Here is an 18447-nt window from a genome sequence, read left to right as displayed (position 1 = left end):
AGCTTTTTCGGACGACCGATGAAACCTGGCGGCGCGGGTGTTGACAGCTGAAAAAATCTCTGACACTAAATTTCTCGACTGTCGAGAAAAAAGTCCAAAGCTTTTCTTGTCAGCATTTTCGCCGCGGCCGACGGGAGTTCAGGATACGTGCGGTCGCATTCACTCGGGAGGATCACATGAAAGCTTTCATCAAGCTGGCTGCGGGCGCGGCCATCGTTTTGACCATGCAGACGGCCGCCTTCGCCAAGGACCTCGTCGTCGGCGTTTCCTGGTCGAATTTCCAGGAAGAACGTTGGAAGACGGATGAAGCAGCCATCAAGAAGGCTCTGGCAGCCGCTGGCGCCAAGTATATTTCTGCAGACGCCCAGTCGTCCGCTTCCAAGCAGCTGACCGACGTCGAGTCGCTGATTTCGCAGGGTGCCAACGCCCTCATCATTCTCGCTCAGGATTCCGATGCCATCGGCCCGGCCGTCGAAAAGGCCGCCGATGAAGGCATCCCGGTTGTCGGTTACGACCGCCTGATCGAGAATCCGGCCGCCTTCTACATCACCTTCGACAATAAGGAAGTAGGCCGCATGCAGGCCCGCGAAGTCCTGAAGGCGAAGCCGGCTGGCAACTACGTCTTCATCAAGGGCTCGTCGTCCGATCCGAACGCCGACTTCCTGTTCTCCGGCCAGATCGAAGTGCTGAAGTCCGCCATCGACGCCGGCAAGATTAAGAACGTCGGCGAAGCCTATACGGACGGCTGGCTACCGCAGAACGCGCAGCGCAACATGGAGCAGTTCCTGACCGCCAACAACAACAAGGTTGACGCGGTTGTCGCCTCCAACGACGGCACCGCCGGCGGCGCAGTTGCCGCTCTCGACGCTCAGGGTCTCGCAGGCTCCGTGCCGGTTTCCGGTCAGGACGCCGACAAGGCCGCTCTGAACCGCATCGCGCTCGGAACGCAGACCGTTTCGGTCTGGAAGGACTCGCGTGAACTCGGCAAGCGCGCCGCTGAAATCGCCCTCGCTCTTGCCGGCGGCAAGACCCAGGACCAGATCGAAGGCGTCCAGACCTTCAACGGCGGCCCGAAGCATGTCGCCATGAAGTCGGTCTTCCTGACCCCGATCCCTATCACCAAGGACAACCTGAACGTCGTCATCGACGCAGGCTGGATCTCCAAGGCCGAAGCCTGCCAGGGCGTTAAGGCCGGCAGCGTCGCTGCCTGCAAATAAGCACCCGGCTTGACGGGTTGACCCGAAAATAATGCCGACGCCGCAAAGGGCTTCCCATTGCGGCGTCGAGTGCGGATAAGAGGTCCGCAACTCCACACAGAATGGAGATGAAGGCCTCCCGCATGTGTTGCGTCATCGCATATCCGATCGGCCTGCCGGACGGCGGTCGTGGAACCGGGACAACCGGATGGGCGAGCGATGACGTCTAGTGTGACCAGCGCGGATACTGCCCAGCGATCAAGAAAGAGCATTCGCGGGCCTGCGCCCAACAAGTGGGAGAACGGCAAAGCGATGGCCGACATGACACATTCCACAACATCGAGCGGTCCGCGCAAGGCAGAGGAAGGTGCGTTTACACGCTTCCTGCGCGCGACTGAAATCGATACGCGCCTGCTTGGCATGATCGGCGCACTGCTGATCATCTGGATCGGCTTCGACGTCTATACCGGCGGCCTCTTCCTGACCCCCAGAAACCTCTGGAACCTTTCCGTTCAGACCTGCGAGATCGCCGTGCTGGCGACGGGCATGGTGCTGGTCATCGTCACCCGCAATATCGACCTTTCCGTCGGTTCCATGCTCGGCTTCATCGCCATGATCATGGGCGTCATCCAGGCAAAATACCTGCCCACCTATCTCGGCTTCGACAGTTCCTGGACCTGGGTCATTACGCTGATCTGCGGCCTCGTCATCGGTACGCTGCTCGGCACCTTCCAGGGCGTCATCATCGCTTTTCTGAATGTTCCCTCCTTCATCGTCACCCTTGGCGGTCTTCTCGCCTGGCGCGGCCTTGCCTGGTACGTCACCAGCGGTCAGACGGTCGCCCCGCTCAACGCCACCTTCCGCATCATGGGCGGCGGCGCCGAAGGTTCGATCGGCGCGACATGGAGCTGGATCCTCGGCGTACTCGCCTGCGTATTCATCGTTCTCGGCATTATCGGCGGACGCCATCAGCGCAAGCGCTTCAACTTCCCGCGCCGGCCGCTCTGGGCGGAATATTTCCTCGCCATCCTCGGCTCCGCTCTCGTCCTCGTCACGATCTACGTCTTCAACATCTATTACTGGCCAACCGGCATCGCGAAGAAATACGCGACCGAGCATAACATCCCCTGGCCGGAAACGGGGCTCGATATCCCCTACGGTATCGCCGTGCCTGTGCTGATCGCCGTCGGCATCGGCATTATCATGACATTCATCGCCACCCGCCTGCGCTTCGGGCGTTACGTCTTCGCGATCGGCGGCAACCCGGAAGCAGCGGAACTCGCCGGCATCAAGACGCGCTGGGTAACAGTGCGCATCTTCGCGCTAATGGGCTTGCTTGCGGCGGTCGCCGCGGCTATCTCCACCGCCCGCCTCAACGCCGCCGCCAATTCGCAGGGCACGACCTATGAGCTTTTCACCATTGCCGCGGCCGTCATCGGCGGCACGTCGCTGGCCGGCGGCAGCGGCACGATCGCCGGCGCCATGCTCGGCGCCCTGGTCATGCAATCGCTGCAATCGGGCATGGGGCTCGCCAATGTCGATACGCCGATCCAGAACGTCGTCGTCGGCGTCGTCCTGGTGATCGCCGTCTGGCTCGACATCGTCTACCGCTCGCGCGCCAAGTAAAAGGAATTCTGAACCATGACGGATCAAACCACTCCGCTTGTGGAAATGAAGAACATTTCCATCTCCTTCGGCGGCATTCACGCGGTCGACAACGCCTCGGTGGACCTTTACCCCGGCGAAGTCGTCGCTCTTCTCGGCCATAACGGCGCCGGCAAATCGACGCTGATCAAGATTCTCTCCGGCGCCTACAAGCGCGACAGCGGCGATATCCTGATCAACGGCGAGCCCGCCGATATCCGCACCCCGCGCGACGCCAAGAAATACGGAATCGAGACGATCTACCAGACGCTCGCCGTCGCCGACAATGTCGATGCTGCCGCCAATCTCTATCTGGGCCGCGAGCTGCAGACGCGCTGGGGCACGCTCGACGATGTCGCGATGGAAGCCAAGGCCCGCGAAGTCATGGGGCGCCTCAACCCCAACTTCAAGCGCTTCAAGGAGCCGGTGAAGGCTCTTTCCGGCGGCCAGCGCCAGTCGGTCGCGATCGCCCGCGCCATCCTCTTCAACGCCCGCATCCTGATCATGGACGAGCCGACGGCGGCCCTCGGCCCGCAGGAAACGGCGCAGGTCGGCGAGCTGATCAAGCAGCTGAAGAAGGAAGGCATCGGCATCTTCCTCATCAGCCATGACATCCATGACGTCTTCGACCTTGCCGACCGCGTCTCGGTCATGAAGAACGGCCAGGTCGTCGGCCATGCCCGCACTGAAGACGTCACCAAAGACGAAGTCCTCGGCATGATCATCCTCGGCAAGGTGCCGCCCAAAGCCATCCCCGGCCCCGGCGCGATGAAGGAATGAGCCGGAACGGCCGATGACACCAAGGCCGCGCGCCCAAAGCCCGCGGCCTTATCCCAACAAAACGTCCGATCTCACGCTTTCCTGAATTTTCCGCATTGAAGCCAAGCCTTTCCTGGGCTAAGAACCAGCCATCGGACAGGCGATTCAAACCGCCACGGCATGCACCCGTAGCTCAGCTGGATAGAGTGTTGGATTCCGATTCCAAAGGTCACAGGTTCGAATCCTGTCGGGTGCGCCAATAAATTCATGCATTTACGGACAACTTGCTCGTTTGCAGAGCGTTCACAGGAAGCACATAGGAAGCAGCATAAAGTTTTGCGCATTGCTGCGTCCTGCGCTGATCTTGTGCGATGCGACCTTTGACGCAGACTGAAAGCATATCCGCGCGAATGCCTGTTGACTATGGTGCCGGCTCCGCATTGGATTCTTGCAGATTGGAAGCTATAGAGGGCACACGCAATTCGCTTTGGCCGTGAGCCGCGAAAACCGCGAAGTATACCGTGACCGAAGCCGATGTTGCTTCAAGCAAGCTCTCGACGTCGCGCTGCAATGAAGCTATTTCATCAGCGTGCTCAACAACCACGAAGAACAATAGCGGGCTCCAACGATCAATGTTAAGCACGCTGGCTGCGTAATTAATCTTGTCGAATGTCAAGTTTTTCGCAGCACTAGAGTCCAAATGTCTCAGATCGATGATTTCGGTAGGAAAGTCTATTCCGTTCCTTCTAACCAAATAACGGCCGGAATCACCGAATCGTATGAGCTCGCTACCTGGAGAGTAGACCGTTAACCATACGCTGATCGCATTGAAAAGTTGCGGATCATGCAGAACGGCGTGCAGTCGGGACAAGAGACTTCTTACGCGCGATATATCTCTAACTTGGCCGATGGTTTCGGCGGTAATCTCCGCACCAATGTACTCGTTAGCGTTCGTCAAAAAAGCGTCGGGCCTATACATATGAAAATGTGTTACGCCAGCCAAGCGACCGATTTCCTCCACAAGCTCCGGTCGAGGCCCAATAGTTTTGCCTCCTACCTCCAGCCACCAGTCCGCCTTATTATCGTTAGTTACGAATATTACCTTCTTAATATTATTGACCTTGCAGTGATCTATTATCTGGTTCCAAATAATAAGATCGCCATAAATTCTATGATACTCAATCCCTCCATAAGTATATATTGAAGAGTCTTTTTCATTTTCTTTTTCCTTATCAAGATCCATGTATCCGGGTGGGATTTTAGCCGAATAGCGCTTCTTCCCGCTGTCCTGCCAAGCGGCGACAGCCTCTTGGGATGGTTTTTCTCCTACCTTTCCATCTAGCAAATCATCAATTTTCGCGCGTGTTGGGTCATCCTCATTAACTTGAGCCTGCTCACTCCTCAATTGCTCTAGTTCCGTTCTAAAGTTTGTTTCAGCTTCGCGTATGGACTGAATAAATGAAGTCGGATCTATAAGAGAATGCCGATCTTTAAGCCCCGCGAGCGATTTAATACTTGAGTAAGCTCCACCAATCTTTTGCAATACGGCGTCAAACTCTGAATTCTGCTCGTGGATTACATTCAATCTGTTTCTCTGAAACTCCAAAGCAACATGATATGGTATCCAAAGGCGATCTTTTAATTTCTCCAGAGCGGCAAGTGTTTGCTCTCTTGCCGCTTTAGGATAGCGATAGAGGTTCAATAGCACGCTCGTATCCAGAACGAACACTGCCTCTTTCCAAAGCAAACCGAAGTCTGTCAGCTTGTAATAGCCAGGAAATTTGTTGCGCACCTAAGATTGCTCCCGCGTATCTACAGCTAAAAGTTTTACGCGCAATTAGGAGAAAATATCTACTTCAATTTTCCGCTGCTTCGGCGCGGCGGACGATTGAGTAGCTTGCATCGATCGGTTACCGGAAATTGCCCGCCTGCTCACCAATATCGCGCTTTTAATTCTATACGGCCTATGACAATCATACATTGCATGAATCGGGCACTTATTTGGGGCAAAACATGGATCGCGCGACTCGCTTTATTATCTGGAACCAGCTTGAAATCCAGAAGAACCTTGGCCACGGCAACAAACAAGACATTGCGAATAATCAGGCTATATTAGAAGGTGGATACACTAAGCTATACGATAACGTATTGCGACCAATAGGCGAAAACGAAGCGTCCGACGATATGCAAGACGAGGTTTTCGAGATTCTTGATATGTTCAGAGCACTTGATAATGCCCGGTTGCATGGCTGGATGCCCAGCAATCCGGCTGACAGTAAATTTCGGGGCTTTGACGCGAACAATGACGACCACTATCATTTTGCTGCATTACTACTCGACCAGATGGGGCTTTATTCAGAATCCGCTCCGAACAAAAATTCTCACACGTCGAGCGCACTGACAAAATACCGCCGAATGGTTATTGAATGGGGTCGTACGGGCAAGCCGCACCCACTCAGCCACGCTCAGGCTGACGCAATTATCGCGGCCTGATATCTGAGCGGTTGACTGCAAAAAACCGCCCGGCATACGCCGGGCGGCTTAAATTGGATCAAAATCCATTAGCCCGCGATTTTCCGCGAAAACCATTTCTGGAACAGCACTTCCGTTCCGCGTGGCCCTAGATAGGCGAGGCCCGCTATGAGGCCCGTCGTTGCCGGTTGCCCTACATTCAAATAAGAGGCAATACCCTCCCCGATGAACGCCATGCCGAGAGCAACCGGGACCTCCCAAAGCAGTTCGAGCCCGAGAAATTTCCGGCGACCCTTGCGCGCCTCGTTGGTGTGCCACATAGCCCGGCCGACCATTGCGCCGACGATAGTCGAAAGCGCGCCGCCACCCCAGGCATTCAGCAGCTCATAAAGCGAGTTGTATTTGTCGGACATGAATCCGCCCCTTCTATTTCTGGACTGGAGGCTGCGGCTTGATCAGGCCGGACAGACCATCGCGACCGATGTTGACGAGGACTTTCAGTGCGCTGAGCCCAGCAATCGCATAGGCGGTGAGCTTCGGGCTAATGGAAGACTGCGAGCATTCCAGTGTACCGGTTGCGAGCTGCGCGCAGCCGCTGGCCAGCAGGATGGCGACAAGCAGCCCCGAGAGGCTGATAAGGATGTTCAGTGCATTGTGAAGCGCGTTGGTATTCAGCATGTTTTGCCCTTTGTGTTGCGCGGGAGTGGGGTCGGATGGGGTTAAATGAACCCGTTGCGTTCAGCGAGAGGCTTCAATTGCCGCTGCAAACTTCTTGGCGTAGCCGGCAATGTCGGAGGCGCGGTCGGTGCCGTTGATGATCTTGCGTGCCCCGTTCCAGTCGCTCCCTGTGGCGCTGAAGTAGTCGGCAAGCTGTTTGCCGGTGAACCGCCCGTTGATCATGCCATCGAATAGAATTTCGACGGTCTTTACTGGGTCAAGCGCCTTGTCCGGGTCGTTGGCAATGCCGTACTTCGCATAGTTGTCCCGGCCTGTGATCTGCACCAAGCCGCGACCGCGATAGCGCCATCCGTCGCCGCTGGCCTCGTTGCGATTGCCCATGCGGTTCGCATAGGCGCGGTTGGCGATGCGCTGCGGCTGCCGTGCATAGGCAGCGGCTTGGGAGATCGTGAAGTATTTTGGGAAGGTCGCAAGCAACCCCGACGCCGGGTAATTCAGATTTTCGGAAACGGCGCACATGGCTTTGTCCGTTTCGTGATAAGCCGTCGCCAGCATATAGGCGAGCCAACGCGTATCGAATGGCGCGGCGCGCCATGCGACAAGTATGGCTTCCATGCCCTTGACCTGATTTGCCGATAGCCGCCCGCCGAACAACGACGAGCGTACCGCCGCGAAGAACTTCGCGTGATCCATAACTTCTCTCCATATTTTGGGGTAAAATTTGCACCAACTATCTTTACATGGTGCATAAAATGCCCTATGTTTATTTCATCGACGTGAGGGGTACATGGGCAAACTGGTTCAAATCGGAAACATCATCATTCGAGTCTATGCGAACGATCATCTGCCCCCGCACTTCCACATCATCACCCCTGATGGGGATGCATTGGTGGAAATCGCGACACTGGAAATCCTGCGTGGTAAGCTCGCGCGCAAGGCACAAGACACTGCCCTCGAATGGGCAGCAAAGAACAAGGCGGCCATCGCCGCCGAGTGGAACCGGACCAATCCCCGCTTTCCAATCGCTTGAGGAAGGGAAACAGACATGGATATGCCGCGAATTGAAAGCGTAACGCCAACGTCAAACATGACGCTGGCAATCGAGTGGAAGGGGGGCGCTGAGACTTCCGCAAATCTCGTCGGCTGGATTGCGACCGGCGGCGAATTGCTCGCCCCCCTCAAGTCTCCCGACGTCTGGAAAACAGCCGAAGTGACGGACTATGGCGCAACGGTCGAATGGGCCGGAGAAGATTTGGCGATCGATGCCTATCACCTTTTCCAGATCGCCGAAGACCAACGCGATTTTAACGTTGATGATCTGCGGAAGTGGCAGGAAGAAATAGGGCTTTCCAATAACGAGGCGGCAGACTTCCTTGGGGTCACGCTCCGCACGTGGAAAAACTACCGCGCGGGCGCTCCGGTCAGCCACGCCGTCAAGATGCTGTTACGCGCAAGCCAGCGCGACCCACTCTTGATGCATGCCCACTACCGACCACGCCAGAACGGCAGGCCGAAAGCCGCCTAGCCTTCCAGAACGGATCGTTGGCAATCCCGACCAACAAGCCATGGTTGCTTGTACGGCACACTGTCGCGTTTCGCGTTCTGCTATATTCTCGGCTAAACATCGCCCATTTTTTGAGGCCCGCATGCTTTCTATATTTCAGCTCATCGGCAAGAGCGCCGGCAGTATAAAGGAAGATTTTCGGTCGTGGTTCTCTCAAGTACCTGCCGCAGCGTCTTGGCGGATCATATCGGACTACAGTCTTGGCCATCCCGAGAAGAACAACGACGCATTTTCTTTTGTGGTCGTTGTAAATCACGACACTGAAGAGAACATTGCCTCATATATCCGGTCCGTCGCGCCAAAAGATATCAAATCTACTCGCTCGGCATCCAATGGCTTGATGGACTATTTGAGTTTGCCGGTGGCCTTCAGCCTATCGTTCGTGGTGGAGCGGAAAAGCAACTTCCTGCGCGAGCACGTGACGCAAGAAGCTATGATTGATCACGTTATCGGGATGAGGCAGACTCTGGCGGAGAAGGCAGACGCCGAGCCCTCCAATGCTGAATATTATCGAGAGACTGATAATAGATTTGCTCAGCTCGCCAAAGAGCTTGAAAGCAAGAGTCCGCCACTCGGCCTTTTGCGCAAAATGTTCCTGACCGCGACGTTCGCAGCGTTCGTCTTCAGAATGCTCGATGAAAAGTCGCCCCTTGCGATTACCTGGATTACTGATCGCGATGCAATCTTTGACCGACATGGCGGAGCCACCTTCGATATTGCATGGACAATATACCAAGTGATGCGGCTGGATCAAAACACGGTAGTTGACTTAAGCAGGCCACTTTTTCGGTTCGGCGCACCCGGTATGGACGGCAAAAAAGAATACGCAGAACTAATCCGCCTGCCAGACCTGATAGCAGGGACTCTGGCCGACATAAGGCTTCCTAGGATCATGTTCAGCCATCAGAAATTCCCTGCGATATTTAATAGACTTGTCGTAAACAGCGAGAACCATGCAGTTGTCGAGTTAGTCACCAGTGCTCGTGCAGGTTCCTTGACTACTAGACGTCTGAAATTTGTGAGCTCACAGAAGACAAGCGGCTGATAGCTCGGGACAGAAGGGCGAATAGGCTCGCTTCGTAGCCAGCCGTCGCCTAGTTCTCATCGATTCGTCCGAACCGCCGTGGCGTGAGAAACGCCGAAGGCGTGGCAGGCGTCCCCGGCGCGCTATTCGGCGCAACTTTCCCGCCGCCCTCGGAAGAGCTGGGCGAGCCGCCGGTTTCGCCGCTTCCCGCATCGGCCTTGCCCGCGCCTTCGGTGGCCGACTTGCCATCATAGAGCCGCCCCGACACGTCAACCTCGAAGCCCGAAGTTTTCGTGTATTTGGAACGTGCCGTTTTGATGATGTAAGGCACGCCGTCCAGTCCAGGGCGAACATCGGCAAAGAGCAAAGGTAAGCCCGCCTCAATTGTCGGGTCGCCGAGCGCCGTCACCGAAACAGTCCCCTCGCCTCGCGCCAACTCTTTCGCCTTGGCGCGTGCCGCTTTGTCGGCTTCGGCTGGCGAAGAAAAGGCTTCCGGAATGCGATAGATGCTGTCGCCATCGGCGTCCGCTTGCGCTTCAATCTCGACCCGCTGGGCTTTATCGGCATCCTGATAGTAGGACACAACCTTGCTGTATTTGGTCCGGTCGTTGATATCGACCTTCAGCGTGCCGGTTTTAATTTGCGCAGGTGTCAGGATGATCGAACCGAGCGAAGCGCCGGAAGCTGAAAGACCAGAGCCGCGACGGGCAAACAGCAACCGCTTTTGCTTGACCGCAAACAGGGCGTTATGCCGATCTGCGAGCCGCCGCAGGAAATGAATATTGGTTTCGTCCTGCTGGCCTAACCACTCATAGCGATGCTCCGCCAATTCGGCATCCACCGCAGGCGTCAATCCGCTCTCTCTGGCAATGTCGGCGATGATGTCGCCGAGGGTGGCCTTATCCCATGCCCGCTCTTGCCGCTCTTTCAGCTTGCCGCTGCGCAGGTCCGCCGCTTTGCCCGATATCGACATCTTATAGGGCAGGCAATCGAGGCTGATTTTGTCCGCCGTAAACTGGCCTTTCGGCACGAGGTTGCTGCCATATCCCATTTTGACCGAGATAATGGCACCCTTGCGCGGCAGGGCGAGGAAGTTCGGAGGGCCGTCGTTCAGCTCAATATCGACCGTATCCGACTTCAATCCCTCTTCATCCGTCACGGTCACGGAAATCAGCCGTTCATAGAAATGGCCCGCCATCGGCACGCCATCAACTGTAACTTCGACACGCGGTTGCATGGTCAATCCCATAGGCTAATCAATGGACGTTCCACGCTTATGCTTGGAATGTCGGGCATCACGATTTGCGTTCCGAGCGGCAGGATCGCGCCGAGGGCTGCAAGCCCCGGATTGACGTCAAGCACTGCTTCGACAACCCTCGCCGTCCGGCCATAGTGAAAGAGGCAAGCGAGATCGATCGTCTCGCCCTGCCGGGTCGTGTAAATGCTCGCCATGCCATCACCTAAAAAGTTCGGAGAGGAAAGAGCTTGCGCGGTCCATCACGCCGCCGGCATTTGCCGCCGCCTCCGCCCGGCTACGCTTGAGCGAGATCACGTAAGCATTCCGCCGAGCGACACCGCTCGCATCGTGGAATGATTGATCTTCCTCGACAGATTGGACCGTGAACATGCCGCGAATGACGCCCTGCATAGCATCCCCGCTGACGAGCATCATTTCCGTGCCGGCCAATTGCGCTGCGATGATGCCGTCGAGCTGTGATTGCCCGCCGAATTCTTCGGGAAATAAGACGCCTTGAATCGTCACTTCATCGGACGTTGGCCCGGTCCATTGCTGCGGATTGAGGGTTTGGCCAACAGGTATTTCCACCCAAGGCGTATTCACCTTGCGCTTGATACCCTGATAGCCGAAACCCAGCGCCTCGAAGGCGTAGCCCCCGAGCATCATCGATGTTACACCCGTCATGATCTACCTAAAATTGAGTGTTGGGGGTTGTGAATGTCAGAGAGTGCGCCGGTTGAAGAGAAACCGAAAAGCGCGTGGCCGCAGCGAATTGCGATGGGGATCGCGGTCGCTGCCGGCATATATGCCTATCAAAATTGGGATTCGGTTTCGGTCCAACTTTTCGGAGCGTCCGCTTATACCTGCACGAACATTGTCCCGCAGGTGGTGCAAATCTCGGACAAGAACGGCTCGCCGCTGCTGCCGAAAGTGATCGGCATCATCGACGCAAAACTAGTCTCAAAGACTGACAATCACATCGAGTGCGGGGGCACCGCCATGCTCTCAACTGCGCAGAAGGCCCCAATCACCTATCGAGCGTACGAGGATGGCGGGCAGTGGTGGATAAAATATGAGACGAAACCTCTCGGCATATTTTAGCAAATACGGAGGGCCGACTATGACACCAACTTCAGTTTTCATGGAAGGGCTCTATGATGAAGCTCGTTTTTAATGGTGGTCGCATTGTATCGGTTGCCTGAGAGCCTCGCGCCGGTCACCTTGCCGAAACTGCGACGACTGCTCCTCGCACAGATCCCTTCCGATCTAGCCGATTGGTTGGATTTTGTGGCGCTAAGTGCACTGGTGGCATTTCAGTGGCAGCTTGGACCTATAGGGGTTGCAAGTTTAACCTTGGCGCTAGCGTTACCCTATGTCGTCCTAACCCCAGTTATTGGCGTTCTGGTGGATCGTGCCGATCAACGAACGCTGCTGGTGGCGAGCAATATCATACGAGCCATTTCAACGGCGGCATTTGTTCTCGCGCCAAATCTCGTTGTGCTCCTTGTATGCGTCGTCATCAAATCCAGCGCCGACGCTTTGTTCACGCCAGCAAAGCAAGCGGCAATTCCACTTCTTACGCCCCCTGATCGCTTGTTGGCGGCGAATAGCCTCAGCCACGTCATCAATCAGTTGACCAAGATTGTCGGTCCGGCCTTGGGTGGGGTTTTGACTGTATTTCTCGACCTGCAGCAGATTTTCTTGCTGAATGCTGTCCTGTCGCTGGTAGCAGCTGTGATTCTCTTTGGTTTACCTAGCGGTTTGCGCGCAGATCGCAGTGGGGCCGATAAAGGAAAATTCGGCCAAGAGTTTGTCGACGGTCTCAGACACATTCGCCGTAAGCCTGTCCTAGCTACCGCCATTATGGCTATGGCTCTCGGCTATTTTCTAATCTTCCTATACGACGGATTGATTGCGCTCTTGGTCAAGGAAATCGGCCTTTCGAGTGCCTTGCTCGGAGCCTCCGTTGCGTCCGCAGGAGCCGGCGGTGTGATCGGCGCTTTACTTTTGGGACAGTTCTTCGGCCACCGCGACCCTTTACAGCTGATGATCGGTTCAGGCCTTGTTGGGGGACTGTTAATTGCCTTGATGGGACACCTCGGACGCGGCGATATAGAGATGTCTGCGGTAAGTTTTTGCGGACTCCTCTTTGCAACGGGTTTGGCCAGCGCAGGCTTTTTTGTCCCTTACCGGGTGGTGCTACAGAAGGAGACACCGCTTGAGCTTTTGGGACGCGTTACCGCTGTGGGCGAGGGACTCAGTGCGGCAGCGATGATGACTGCTCCTCCGCTTGGAGCCGCACTGGCGGAATTTGCAGGAATATCCGCTCCATATTTGATCAGCGGCTATGCCACGGCCTTTCTGGCATGTTCGTTGCTCATTGCAAGACGGCGGATCGGAGCGAAAGGTAAAGACGCTGGCGCCAATTAACCGGGTCGGCTTTAAGTCTACCTAATTTACGGACCGGCCCTCATTCCCTTCAGTCACTGAATTGTGCATCCGCAGCGCTCTTGATAGCCGCTCCCAATTGCCCAACAACAGCCCTTGCCGCCGCCTGCGGATCAGAAACACCGGTAACAGAGATTGGCGCGTGAACTGTCACGTTAGGCGGCTGCTGATTTACCACGCGAACATCTTGCGTCCCGCTCGGCCTCACCATCTCGGCAATGGATGACGCATCGATACGGGCGGTTATCAGACCAAGGTCGTCCGCCGTCTTTCCGGGCAGCGTTTCCGTGGTTGATCCACCGAAGCCAGCGGCATGGGCTGCGCGGGCATTATCCATGGCAGATTGCGCATAGACGCCAGTCGGAGCGGGGCCGTTCTCGGAGGTGACAAACGTCTTCAGATAGGACCCAAGGGCATGCAATGCGTCTTCTGGACCCGGCAACCAAGCCTTTCGCTGATTGTAAAAGGTATCGCCAGTATAGCTTTGCTTTCCAAACTCCCAAGCGCCCGCTCCCGCCATCCCATAGATGCCGAGCCGCGCAAACCCCTTTAGCATCGCCGACCAGCCGGCAAGCAAGCCGCTAGCCGCACCGCCCGCCGCAGCGCCGGTTGCGGCAGTTGCCGCCGCTCCGCTGCCCGTCGCTGTTCCCCCACCTACGAGCGCAGCGATAGCTCCCACGGTTTTAAGGGCACCTATCAAGGTACTCGCGCCCGACAGCAAAAACATCGCACTCGCCAGCTTGCGAACCGTGCCAGCAAGAAAGGCGATGCCAGCGCCCCACAGCATGAGCTTGAAGCCATGGCCAGCCATCTCCGCAAAGAACTTGGCAATCGGGTTTTCTCGAATTGCGTCCGTCAACTCCCGAATGGATGCGCCCCACTCCTTGGCCTTCATGAAGAAGCGGCCAAGATTTTCGCCGGCATTGGGATCGACCGGACCAAGCATAAGGTCGCTGATATCGTTGACCAGCTCGCGAATACCGCCGTCATAGCCAAAGCCTTTTGCGAAGCCCTGCGCACCAACCTTGATCTGATCGAAGATTGTTGCCCGGCTTCCGAGCGTATCGAGCACGTCGCTGATAGCCTGCGCGCCCTCCCTGATCGAGGGCAACATGCTGTCGCCGACTTCCCAAAAGATATTCGATACCTTGTTGCCCAAAAGCTCGAGCGCGTTGCTCGTGGTGCTGGCTCGCTGCTTGTATTCATTCATGGCAGAGCCGGCGTACTTCGTCCGGTCGCTGACGCTGGCGAGCGCGTCGTCCAGAAGCTTGACGTTGCCGAGCAATGGAATGAACGCTTTCGCCTCGTCACCAAAGAAATCCGACACGATGGAAATCTGTTGGTCCTTCGGTGCCTTGGCGATAGCGGCGAGAACCTTTTTCAAAGCGCCCGGTGCATCCTTCTGCATCTGCTTGGCGATCTGCGGCAAATCAAGCCCGAGCCTCGCCGCCGCGTCACGTTGGCTTTTCTTGGCCGATGCGCCGCGCGTGAGCGCCTTCGTCACATTCTGCATCGCGGTCGCGGCAACTTCCGGCTCCGCGCCGGCTGCAATCATGGCGCTGCCGATGCCGGCAACCTGCTCTTTGGTAAATCCGGCAATCTTGCCGAGCGCGCCGACGCGCAGCATGAAATCGGTGATTTCGGACGCTTTGCTCGCCATGTTGTTCGACAGGTGATTCATGACATCGGCGAGGTCGCCGGTCTCGGCAACCGTCAAACCGAACTGCGTTTTCAGTTTAGCCAGGCTAGAGCCGGCCTTTTCCGCCGTGATGTCAAAGGCGATGCCAACGCGCGAGGCCATTTCGGCAAAGCCCTGCAAATCCTCCGTTGCGATACCGGATTCGCCGGCAGCGGCGAACAGAGCCGCGATATTGTTTGCCGACATGGGGATTTCGCCCGACATACGCCTGATGTTGCGGCGCATGTTCTCGAACTGCTCGTCCGTCGCTTCGACAACCTTTTTGACATCGGCAAAGGCAGACTCGAATTTGATGGCGCTTCCTGCCGTCGCGCTCAAACCCTCCCTCACGCCGAGATAGCCAGCCCCCAAAGCGATGGCCTGCCCGATCATCCCACGCATAGGAGCGAATGCCGTCATCTGCTGGGAGCGAAGTCCGTCGAGCGCCCGCGTGATGTGCTTGGCGCGAGCGGTAACATCATCAAGCAATGAAACGCGCAGGGTGCTTTGCTGTGTCGTCATAACGGTTCCTTCAACGCGTCCCGCAAGGTTCGCGCTGTCTCAAAGTAGGCCAACAGTTTTTCGGGGCGCCACCGCTCGATTACGTCGAGCGATGTATGGGTGTAGCGGGCAACGAAGACAGCGATTATTCGCCAGTCGTGTTCTTGGCTTCGTTTCCCAAGAGGTCCTTGGTTTTGGCAAGGATGATGCTGAAATCCTTAGCCTTGATCTTTTTGAAGGCGGGCAGCGGAGTATCCGAGATCGATGCCAGCACGGCGACGTTGCCGGAAAACTCGCCTTTGATGTGATCTGCCGCCATGAAGTCGCCAACTTCGGCTTCGCGGAACGTCAATTCGGTAATAGTCAGCTCGCCATGTTTTACCGGCGAAAGAAGGGTGTGGGTGACAAATTCGGTCATGATAGCCTCGATAAAGACGGCCCGCGCGAAGCGGGCCGGATTGGATGGGATGATGTGAGCAGGAGAATGTGGCTAGCCGCTAGAGCAGCAAGGCGTTGCGGATATCGCCGTATTGCGAGACGCCGCCGACCTTGAAATCAAAGTCGTCCATCTCGTAGATTTCTTCCCCGTCGATTTCGAGCTTGTAGTAGTTCACGTCAACGGCGTAGTCGTTTTCGGCAAGATCGCCGGTCTTCCATGTGCCATGATCGGGCTTGTATATCTTGCCGCGAATGGTCAGCACCGCACTATGCGTTGTGCCGTCTTCATCGACATGCGCACCGGTAATCATGAACGGGGTATCGACGCCCGGCTTGAGACCGAAGAGCTTCAAAATCTGCGGGTCGAGACCCGGCATCTTAAACTTGAATTCCGGAGCCTCGTAGCCGAGATGGACCTTGCGGGCTTTGATCATGCCGGCGTTGCGCACGTCTTCGCGCTTGGCTTCCGGCACGGGCACGGTGATATCGCCGATCTGCCCGAGCTTGCTCGTACGGTCGGCCCACATCATGCAATCGCGCAGGATGCGGCTAGGTAGGGTCTTTTCTGCCATGTCGGGCTTTCCTTGATCAAGCGGCGAGCGAGAGCGGGCCGGTTTCGATTGCGCCATTCACCTCGTCCAGCAGAAGCCGGTAGTAGAGAATGTTGCGATGGGTGGTGACGTGGATTTGTTCCATGAGGCCCACCGGCTCAAACTCCACGTCGAGGAAGAGCTTGCCATCGGCAAGGGTGGTCGGTTCGTTGATATTCGAGAGCCAGACACGCCCGCCGAGAATATCGTCATTGTTCTTGAACACACGAAGGGCGGCGTTGCCGTCTTCGACCAGCATCTTGAGATTGGCCTTCGTGAACTTGCGGTCCACGTAGAGGAAATAGAGGTCTTCAAGAGCCTCGTTCACCATGTCGGCGGTGGCGCGCACACTATCGAACTGCCAAAGCGGGTCATCGATTGCGAGGCGGCTGCCCCACGTTCGGAAGCCGCCGCGCTCGTTGATGATCGTGGCAACCTGCTTTTCGTTGAGATAGTTGCTGTCGTCCGGATAGGAGATCGTGCGGGCAATGCCGTCAATCGTGCGGATGATCTTGTTCGAAACCGAGCCGGACACGCCTTCGGAAGATGCGACGACGCGAGCGCGAACGCCGGCAAAGACAGCGGCGACCGGCTTTGTCACGGGCACGCCGTTGACGTTCTTGATGGTCTTCGGGTCGATGATGAGAATGCGACCGCCGTTGACCGTACGACGGAAGCGAACGGCTTCCGCGTTCGTGGTGTTCGGCCCGGAGATGTAAGCCCTCGCCCGGATTTTCGGGGTTATGACGTTCAAGGCGGAGATAAACGGATTGGCAACGTCGCCAACATTCGCTGTCGCCGCAGGCATCACCTTGCCCGCCTCGTTGCCGCCGCCGGTAAAGGTGATCTTCGGCGGCTCCGAAAGCTCCCTGCCCGGCTCGACCACCCGCACCGCAACCACCTTGCCGGCATCGGCGATGCCCGTGCCCATGATTGCCTCAAGCTTGGGCAAGACCTTGCCGGGATCGTTGCCGCCACCGGACGCCTCGACAACGGGCGCTTCCGTCAGTTTCGCCCCCTGTTCGGACATCGAGACGGAAACAACGCCCGCCTCGATCCAAGCGCCGGTATTGCCCGCCGTGATGACAACGCGCGGCTGATAGCCGGTAATCGCCTTGGCACGCAGCGCCGCATAAAGGCCGGTTCGAGCAACGGCATCGCCGAGAAGATTGGCTTGCTGTGTCGCCGGGTCGGCGCTGTCGGGCACGCGGTTGACGATGCACCAAGAGCCGCCTTCACCGAAAACGGAAGTCACGTCTTCCAAAAGCGTGCCCGCAGCGCCGAGCGCTGCCGCCGCCCGTTCGGAGGTAATCAGAGTGGGATAGTTCAAGGGGAAAGCTGCAGGGTCGGCATTGGGTGCCGTGCCGTTGACGAAAGTGATGCCGTTGCGCTGGACACGCAGGAGCGACGGCGTTTCCGCACTTTCCGTAAGTGTCACGCCATGCGCATAGGACAGGTCGGCCATAAAGGTCTCCATTAGAAATGACAGTGGATCGGGTGAGGTCGTGCCGCCTGCGCTTTCAGGCCGGCAAAGAGAAACAGCCCGCCGAAGAGCGGCGGGCTGCATAATTGGATGGTAGCAGCTTTGAGATGGAAGAAGCGCGCCCGCCGCGCCTATTGCTGCGCAGCCGCCGCCCACATGGCATCAATTGCCTCTGGCGTGAGATCAAAGGATGCGCCGATCTGCTCAAGCAATTGGTCGGTTCGCGAAAACATCGTGGGATATTCCCAAGCATTAAGCGCCTTGGCGCGTGCCTTTGCGTCGGCAATCCCATTGATTGCCGCCGTCACCTGATCCGGCATGATATCGTTGTCGATCAGTGCGTCACGAAACTGACGTGGTGTTAGAACCGGCATTGCGGCGCGCTTCTCTTCAACGGTCATGTGATCGGCTGGATTCACGATCCGACTGCCGCTCCATTTCATGCCGTAGACGCTACCGCCGGGACCACGCGTGAAATCACCAGCTTCCTCCCGGCTGATACCGATGATCCGATGGCCCGCGATCTGCGAGTGTTCGGGATTCGGCTCCATTGAAACCACACGGTCGCCGTCATCGAGCGCCACATAGAAATCAAAGGGTGGCAGCGACCTATAGAGATCGTGCCACTCGGTATCGCCGGCATCGTAGAAGACATAGATTTGCGTTTCCCGACCGCCGGTAAGCTCCACGGTTTCGACCCGTGGAGTGAGTTTTCCGAAATCGTGCATAGCGTTC

The 18447-nt window shown here is 56.9% G+C and carries 21 protein-coding genes and 1 tRNA gene; 10 read left to right on the top strand and 12 right to left on the bottom strand.

Annotation, left to right across the window (positions count from 1 at the left end; genetic code table 11):
- Window positions 1-176: 176 nt before the first annotated feature.
- The 4 genes from xylF (at window position 177) to ACYJRZ_RS01625 (ending at window position 3858) form a co-directional block, all read left to right on the top strand.
- Entirely contained in the window at window positions 177-1217 is a 1041-nt protein-coding gene (gene xylF / locus ACYJRZ_RS01640; protein ID WP_459455452.1) for a D-xylose ABC transporter substrate-binding protein, read from the top strand.
- Window positions 1218-1508: 291 nt separating this feature from the next.
- Complete coding sequence (locus ACYJRZ_RS01635) at window positions 1509-2822, top strand: sugar ABC transporter permease (protein ID WP_459455450.1); 1314 nt, start codon at window positions 1509-1511, stop codon at window positions 2820-2822.
- Between the two features lie 15 nt (window positions 2823-2837).
- Window positions 2838-3620, top strand: a complete 783-nt coding sequence (locus ACYJRZ_RS01630) for an ATP-binding cassette domain-containing protein (protein ID WP_459455448.1) — start codon at window positions 2838-2840, stop codon at window positions 3618-3620.
- Window positions 3621-3781: 161 nt separating this feature from the next.
- A tRNA-Arg gene (locus ACYJRZ_RS01625) sits at window positions 3782-3858 on the top strand.
- Window positions 3859-4020: 162 nt separating this feature from the next.
- On the opposite strand, the gene ACYJRZ_RS01620 is transcribed toward ACYJRZ_RS01625, so the two are convergent.
- Complete coding sequence (locus ACYJRZ_RS01620) at window positions 4021-5391, bottom strand: PIN-like domain-containing protein (protein WP_459455446.1); 1371 nt, start codon at window positions 5389-5391, stop codon at window positions 4021-4023.
- Window positions 5392-5612: 221 nt separating this feature from the next.
- Between ACYJRZ_RS01620 and ACYJRZ_RS01615 the strand changes: the two genes are divergently transcribed.
- Window positions 5613-6092, top strand: coding sequence for a YfbU family protein (locus ACYJRZ_RS01615; RefSeq protein WP_459455444.1), 480 nt, complete (start codon window positions 5613-5615; stop codon window positions 6090-6092).
- Window positions 6093-6160: 68 nt separating this feature from the next.
- Here the strand turns inward: ACYJRZ_RS01615 and ACYJRZ_RS01610 are convergent, their stop codons facing one another.
- Genes ACYJRZ_RS01610 through ACYJRZ_RS01600 form a run of 3 tightly spaced genes read right to left on the bottom strand, consistent with a single transcriptional unit; the run spans window position 6161 to window position 7442 of the window.
- Window positions 6161-6484, bottom strand: coding sequence for a phage holin family protein (locus tag ACYJRZ_RS01610; protein WP_459455442.1), 324 nt, complete (start codon window positions 6482-6484; stop codon window positions 6161-6163).
- Between the two features lie 13 nt (window positions 6485-6497).
- Entirely contained in the window at window positions 6498-6749 is a 252-nt protein-coding gene (locus tag ACYJRZ_RS01605) for a hypothetical protein (protein ID WP_459455440.1), read from the bottom strand.
- Window positions 6750-6809: 60 nt separating this feature from the next.
- The gene (locus ACYJRZ_RS01600) at window positions 6810-7442 is read right to left on the bottom strand and encodes a hypothetical protein (protein ID WP_459455438.1); all 633 of its coding nucleotides are present in this window, start codon (window positions 7440-7442) and stop codon (window positions 6810-6812) included.
- A 94-nt stretch (window positions 7443-7536) separates the two neighbouring features.
- Here ACYJRZ_RS01600 and ACYJRZ_RS01595 point away from each other — a divergent pair, with 94 nt between their 5' ends.
- The 3 genes from ACYJRZ_RS01595 (at window position 7537) to ACYJRZ_RS01585 (ending at window position 9358) form a co-directional block, all read left to right on the top strand.
- Window positions 7537-7779 carry a DUF4160 domain-containing protein gene (locus tag ACYJRZ_RS01595; protein WP_015340497.1) on the top strand — a complete coding sequence of 81 codons (243 nt, stop codon included), beginning with the start codon at window positions 7537-7539 and terminating at the stop codon, window positions 7777-7779.
- Window positions 7780-7794: 15 nt separating this feature from the next.
- Window positions 7795-8274, top strand: a complete 480-nt coding sequence (locus ACYJRZ_RS01590) for a helix-turn-helix domain-containing protein (RefSeq protein ID WP_459455435.1) — start codon at window positions 7795-7797, stop codon at window positions 8272-8274.
- A gap of 121 nt (window positions 8275-8395) precedes the next feature.
- A complete protein-coding gene (locus ACYJRZ_RS01585) occupies window positions 8396-9358 on the top strand; it encodes a hypothetical protein (RefSeq protein ID WP_459455433.1) in 963 nt (320 codons plus the stop codon).
- 49 nt (window positions 9359-9407) lie between these two features.
- Here the strand turns inward: ACYJRZ_RS01585 and ACYJRZ_RS01580 are convergent, their stop codons facing one another.
- The 3 genes from ACYJRZ_RS01580 to ACYJRZ_RS01570 are packed head-to-tail and all read right to left on the bottom strand — an operon-like array spanning window position 9408 to window position 11258.
- Entirely contained in the window at window positions 9408-10574 is a 1167-nt protein-coding gene (locus ACYJRZ_RS01580; protein WP_459455431.1) for a phage late control D family protein, read from the bottom strand.
- A 2-nt stretch (window positions 10575-10576) separates the two neighbouring features.
- Window positions 10577-10789 carry a tail protein X gene (locus ACYJRZ_RS01575; protein WP_459455429.1) on the bottom strand — a complete coding sequence of 71 codons (213 nt, stop codon included), beginning with the start codon at window positions 10787-10789 and terminating at the stop codon, window positions 10577-10579.
- Between the two features lie 4 nt (window positions 10790-10793).
- On the bottom strand, window positions 10794-11258 hold the full coding sequence (locus ACYJRZ_RS01570; protein ID WP_459455428.1) for a phage tail protein: 465 nt from the start codon (window positions 11256-11258) through the stop codon (window positions 10794-10796).
- A gap of 33 nt (window positions 11259-11291) precedes the next feature.
- On the opposite strand from ACYJRZ_RS01570, the gene ACYJRZ_RS01565 reads away from it, so the two are divergent.
- A complete protein-coding gene (locus ACYJRZ_RS01565) occupies window positions 11292-11675 on the top strand; it encodes a hypothetical protein (RefSeq protein WP_459455426.1) in 384 nt (127 codons plus the stop codon).
- Between the two features lie 72 nt (window positions 11676-11747).
- Window positions 11748-13004 carry an MFS transporter gene (locus tag ACYJRZ_RS01560; protein WP_459455424.1) on the top strand — a complete coding sequence of 419 codons (1257 nt, stop codon included), beginning with the start codon at window positions 11748-11750 and terminating at the stop codon, window positions 13002-13004.
- Window positions 13005-13053: 49 nt separating this feature from the next.
- Here the strand turns inward: ACYJRZ_RS01560 and ACYJRZ_RS01555 are convergent, their stop codons facing one another.
- The 5 genes from ACYJRZ_RS01555 to ACYJRZ_RS01535 form a co-directional block, all read right to left on the bottom strand.
- Entirely contained in the window at window positions 13054-15222 is a 2169-nt protein-coding gene (locus tag ACYJRZ_RS01555) for a phage tail tape measure protein (protein ID WP_459455422.1), read from the bottom strand.
- A 124-nt stretch (window positions 15223-15346) separates the two neighbouring features.
- Entirely contained in the window at window positions 15347-15619 is a 273-nt protein-coding gene (locus tag ACYJRZ_RS01550) for a phage tail assembly protein (RefSeq protein ID WP_459455420.1), read from the bottom strand.
- Between the two features lie 79 nt (window positions 15620-15698).
- Window positions 15699-16211 (bottom strand): phage major tail tube protein, encoded by a 513-nt coding sequence (locus ACYJRZ_RS01545; protein WP_459455418.1) that lies wholly within the window; start codon window positions 16209-16211, stop codon window positions 15699-15701.
- 16 nt (window positions 16212-16227) lie between these two features.
- Window positions 16228-17694: a phage tail sheath protein gene (locus ACYJRZ_RS01540; RefSeq protein ID WP_459455416.1), complete on the bottom strand. Its 1467-nt coding sequence runs from the start codon at window positions 17692-17694 to the stop codon at window positions 16228-16230.
- A gap of 149 nt (window positions 17695-17843) precedes the next feature.
- On the bottom strand, window positions 17844-18440 hold the full coding sequence (locus ACYJRZ_RS01535) for a hypothetical protein (protein WP_459455414.1): 597 nt from the start codon (window positions 18438-18440) through the stop codon (window positions 17844-17846).
- Window positions 18441-18447 lie beyond the last annotated feature (7 nt).

The sequence above is a fragment of the Rhizobium sp. No.120 genome, from assembly GCF_054558365.1.
Note: the sequence above shows the minus strand (reverse complement) of the source record. Positions and strands in the feature narration are given on the sequence as shown.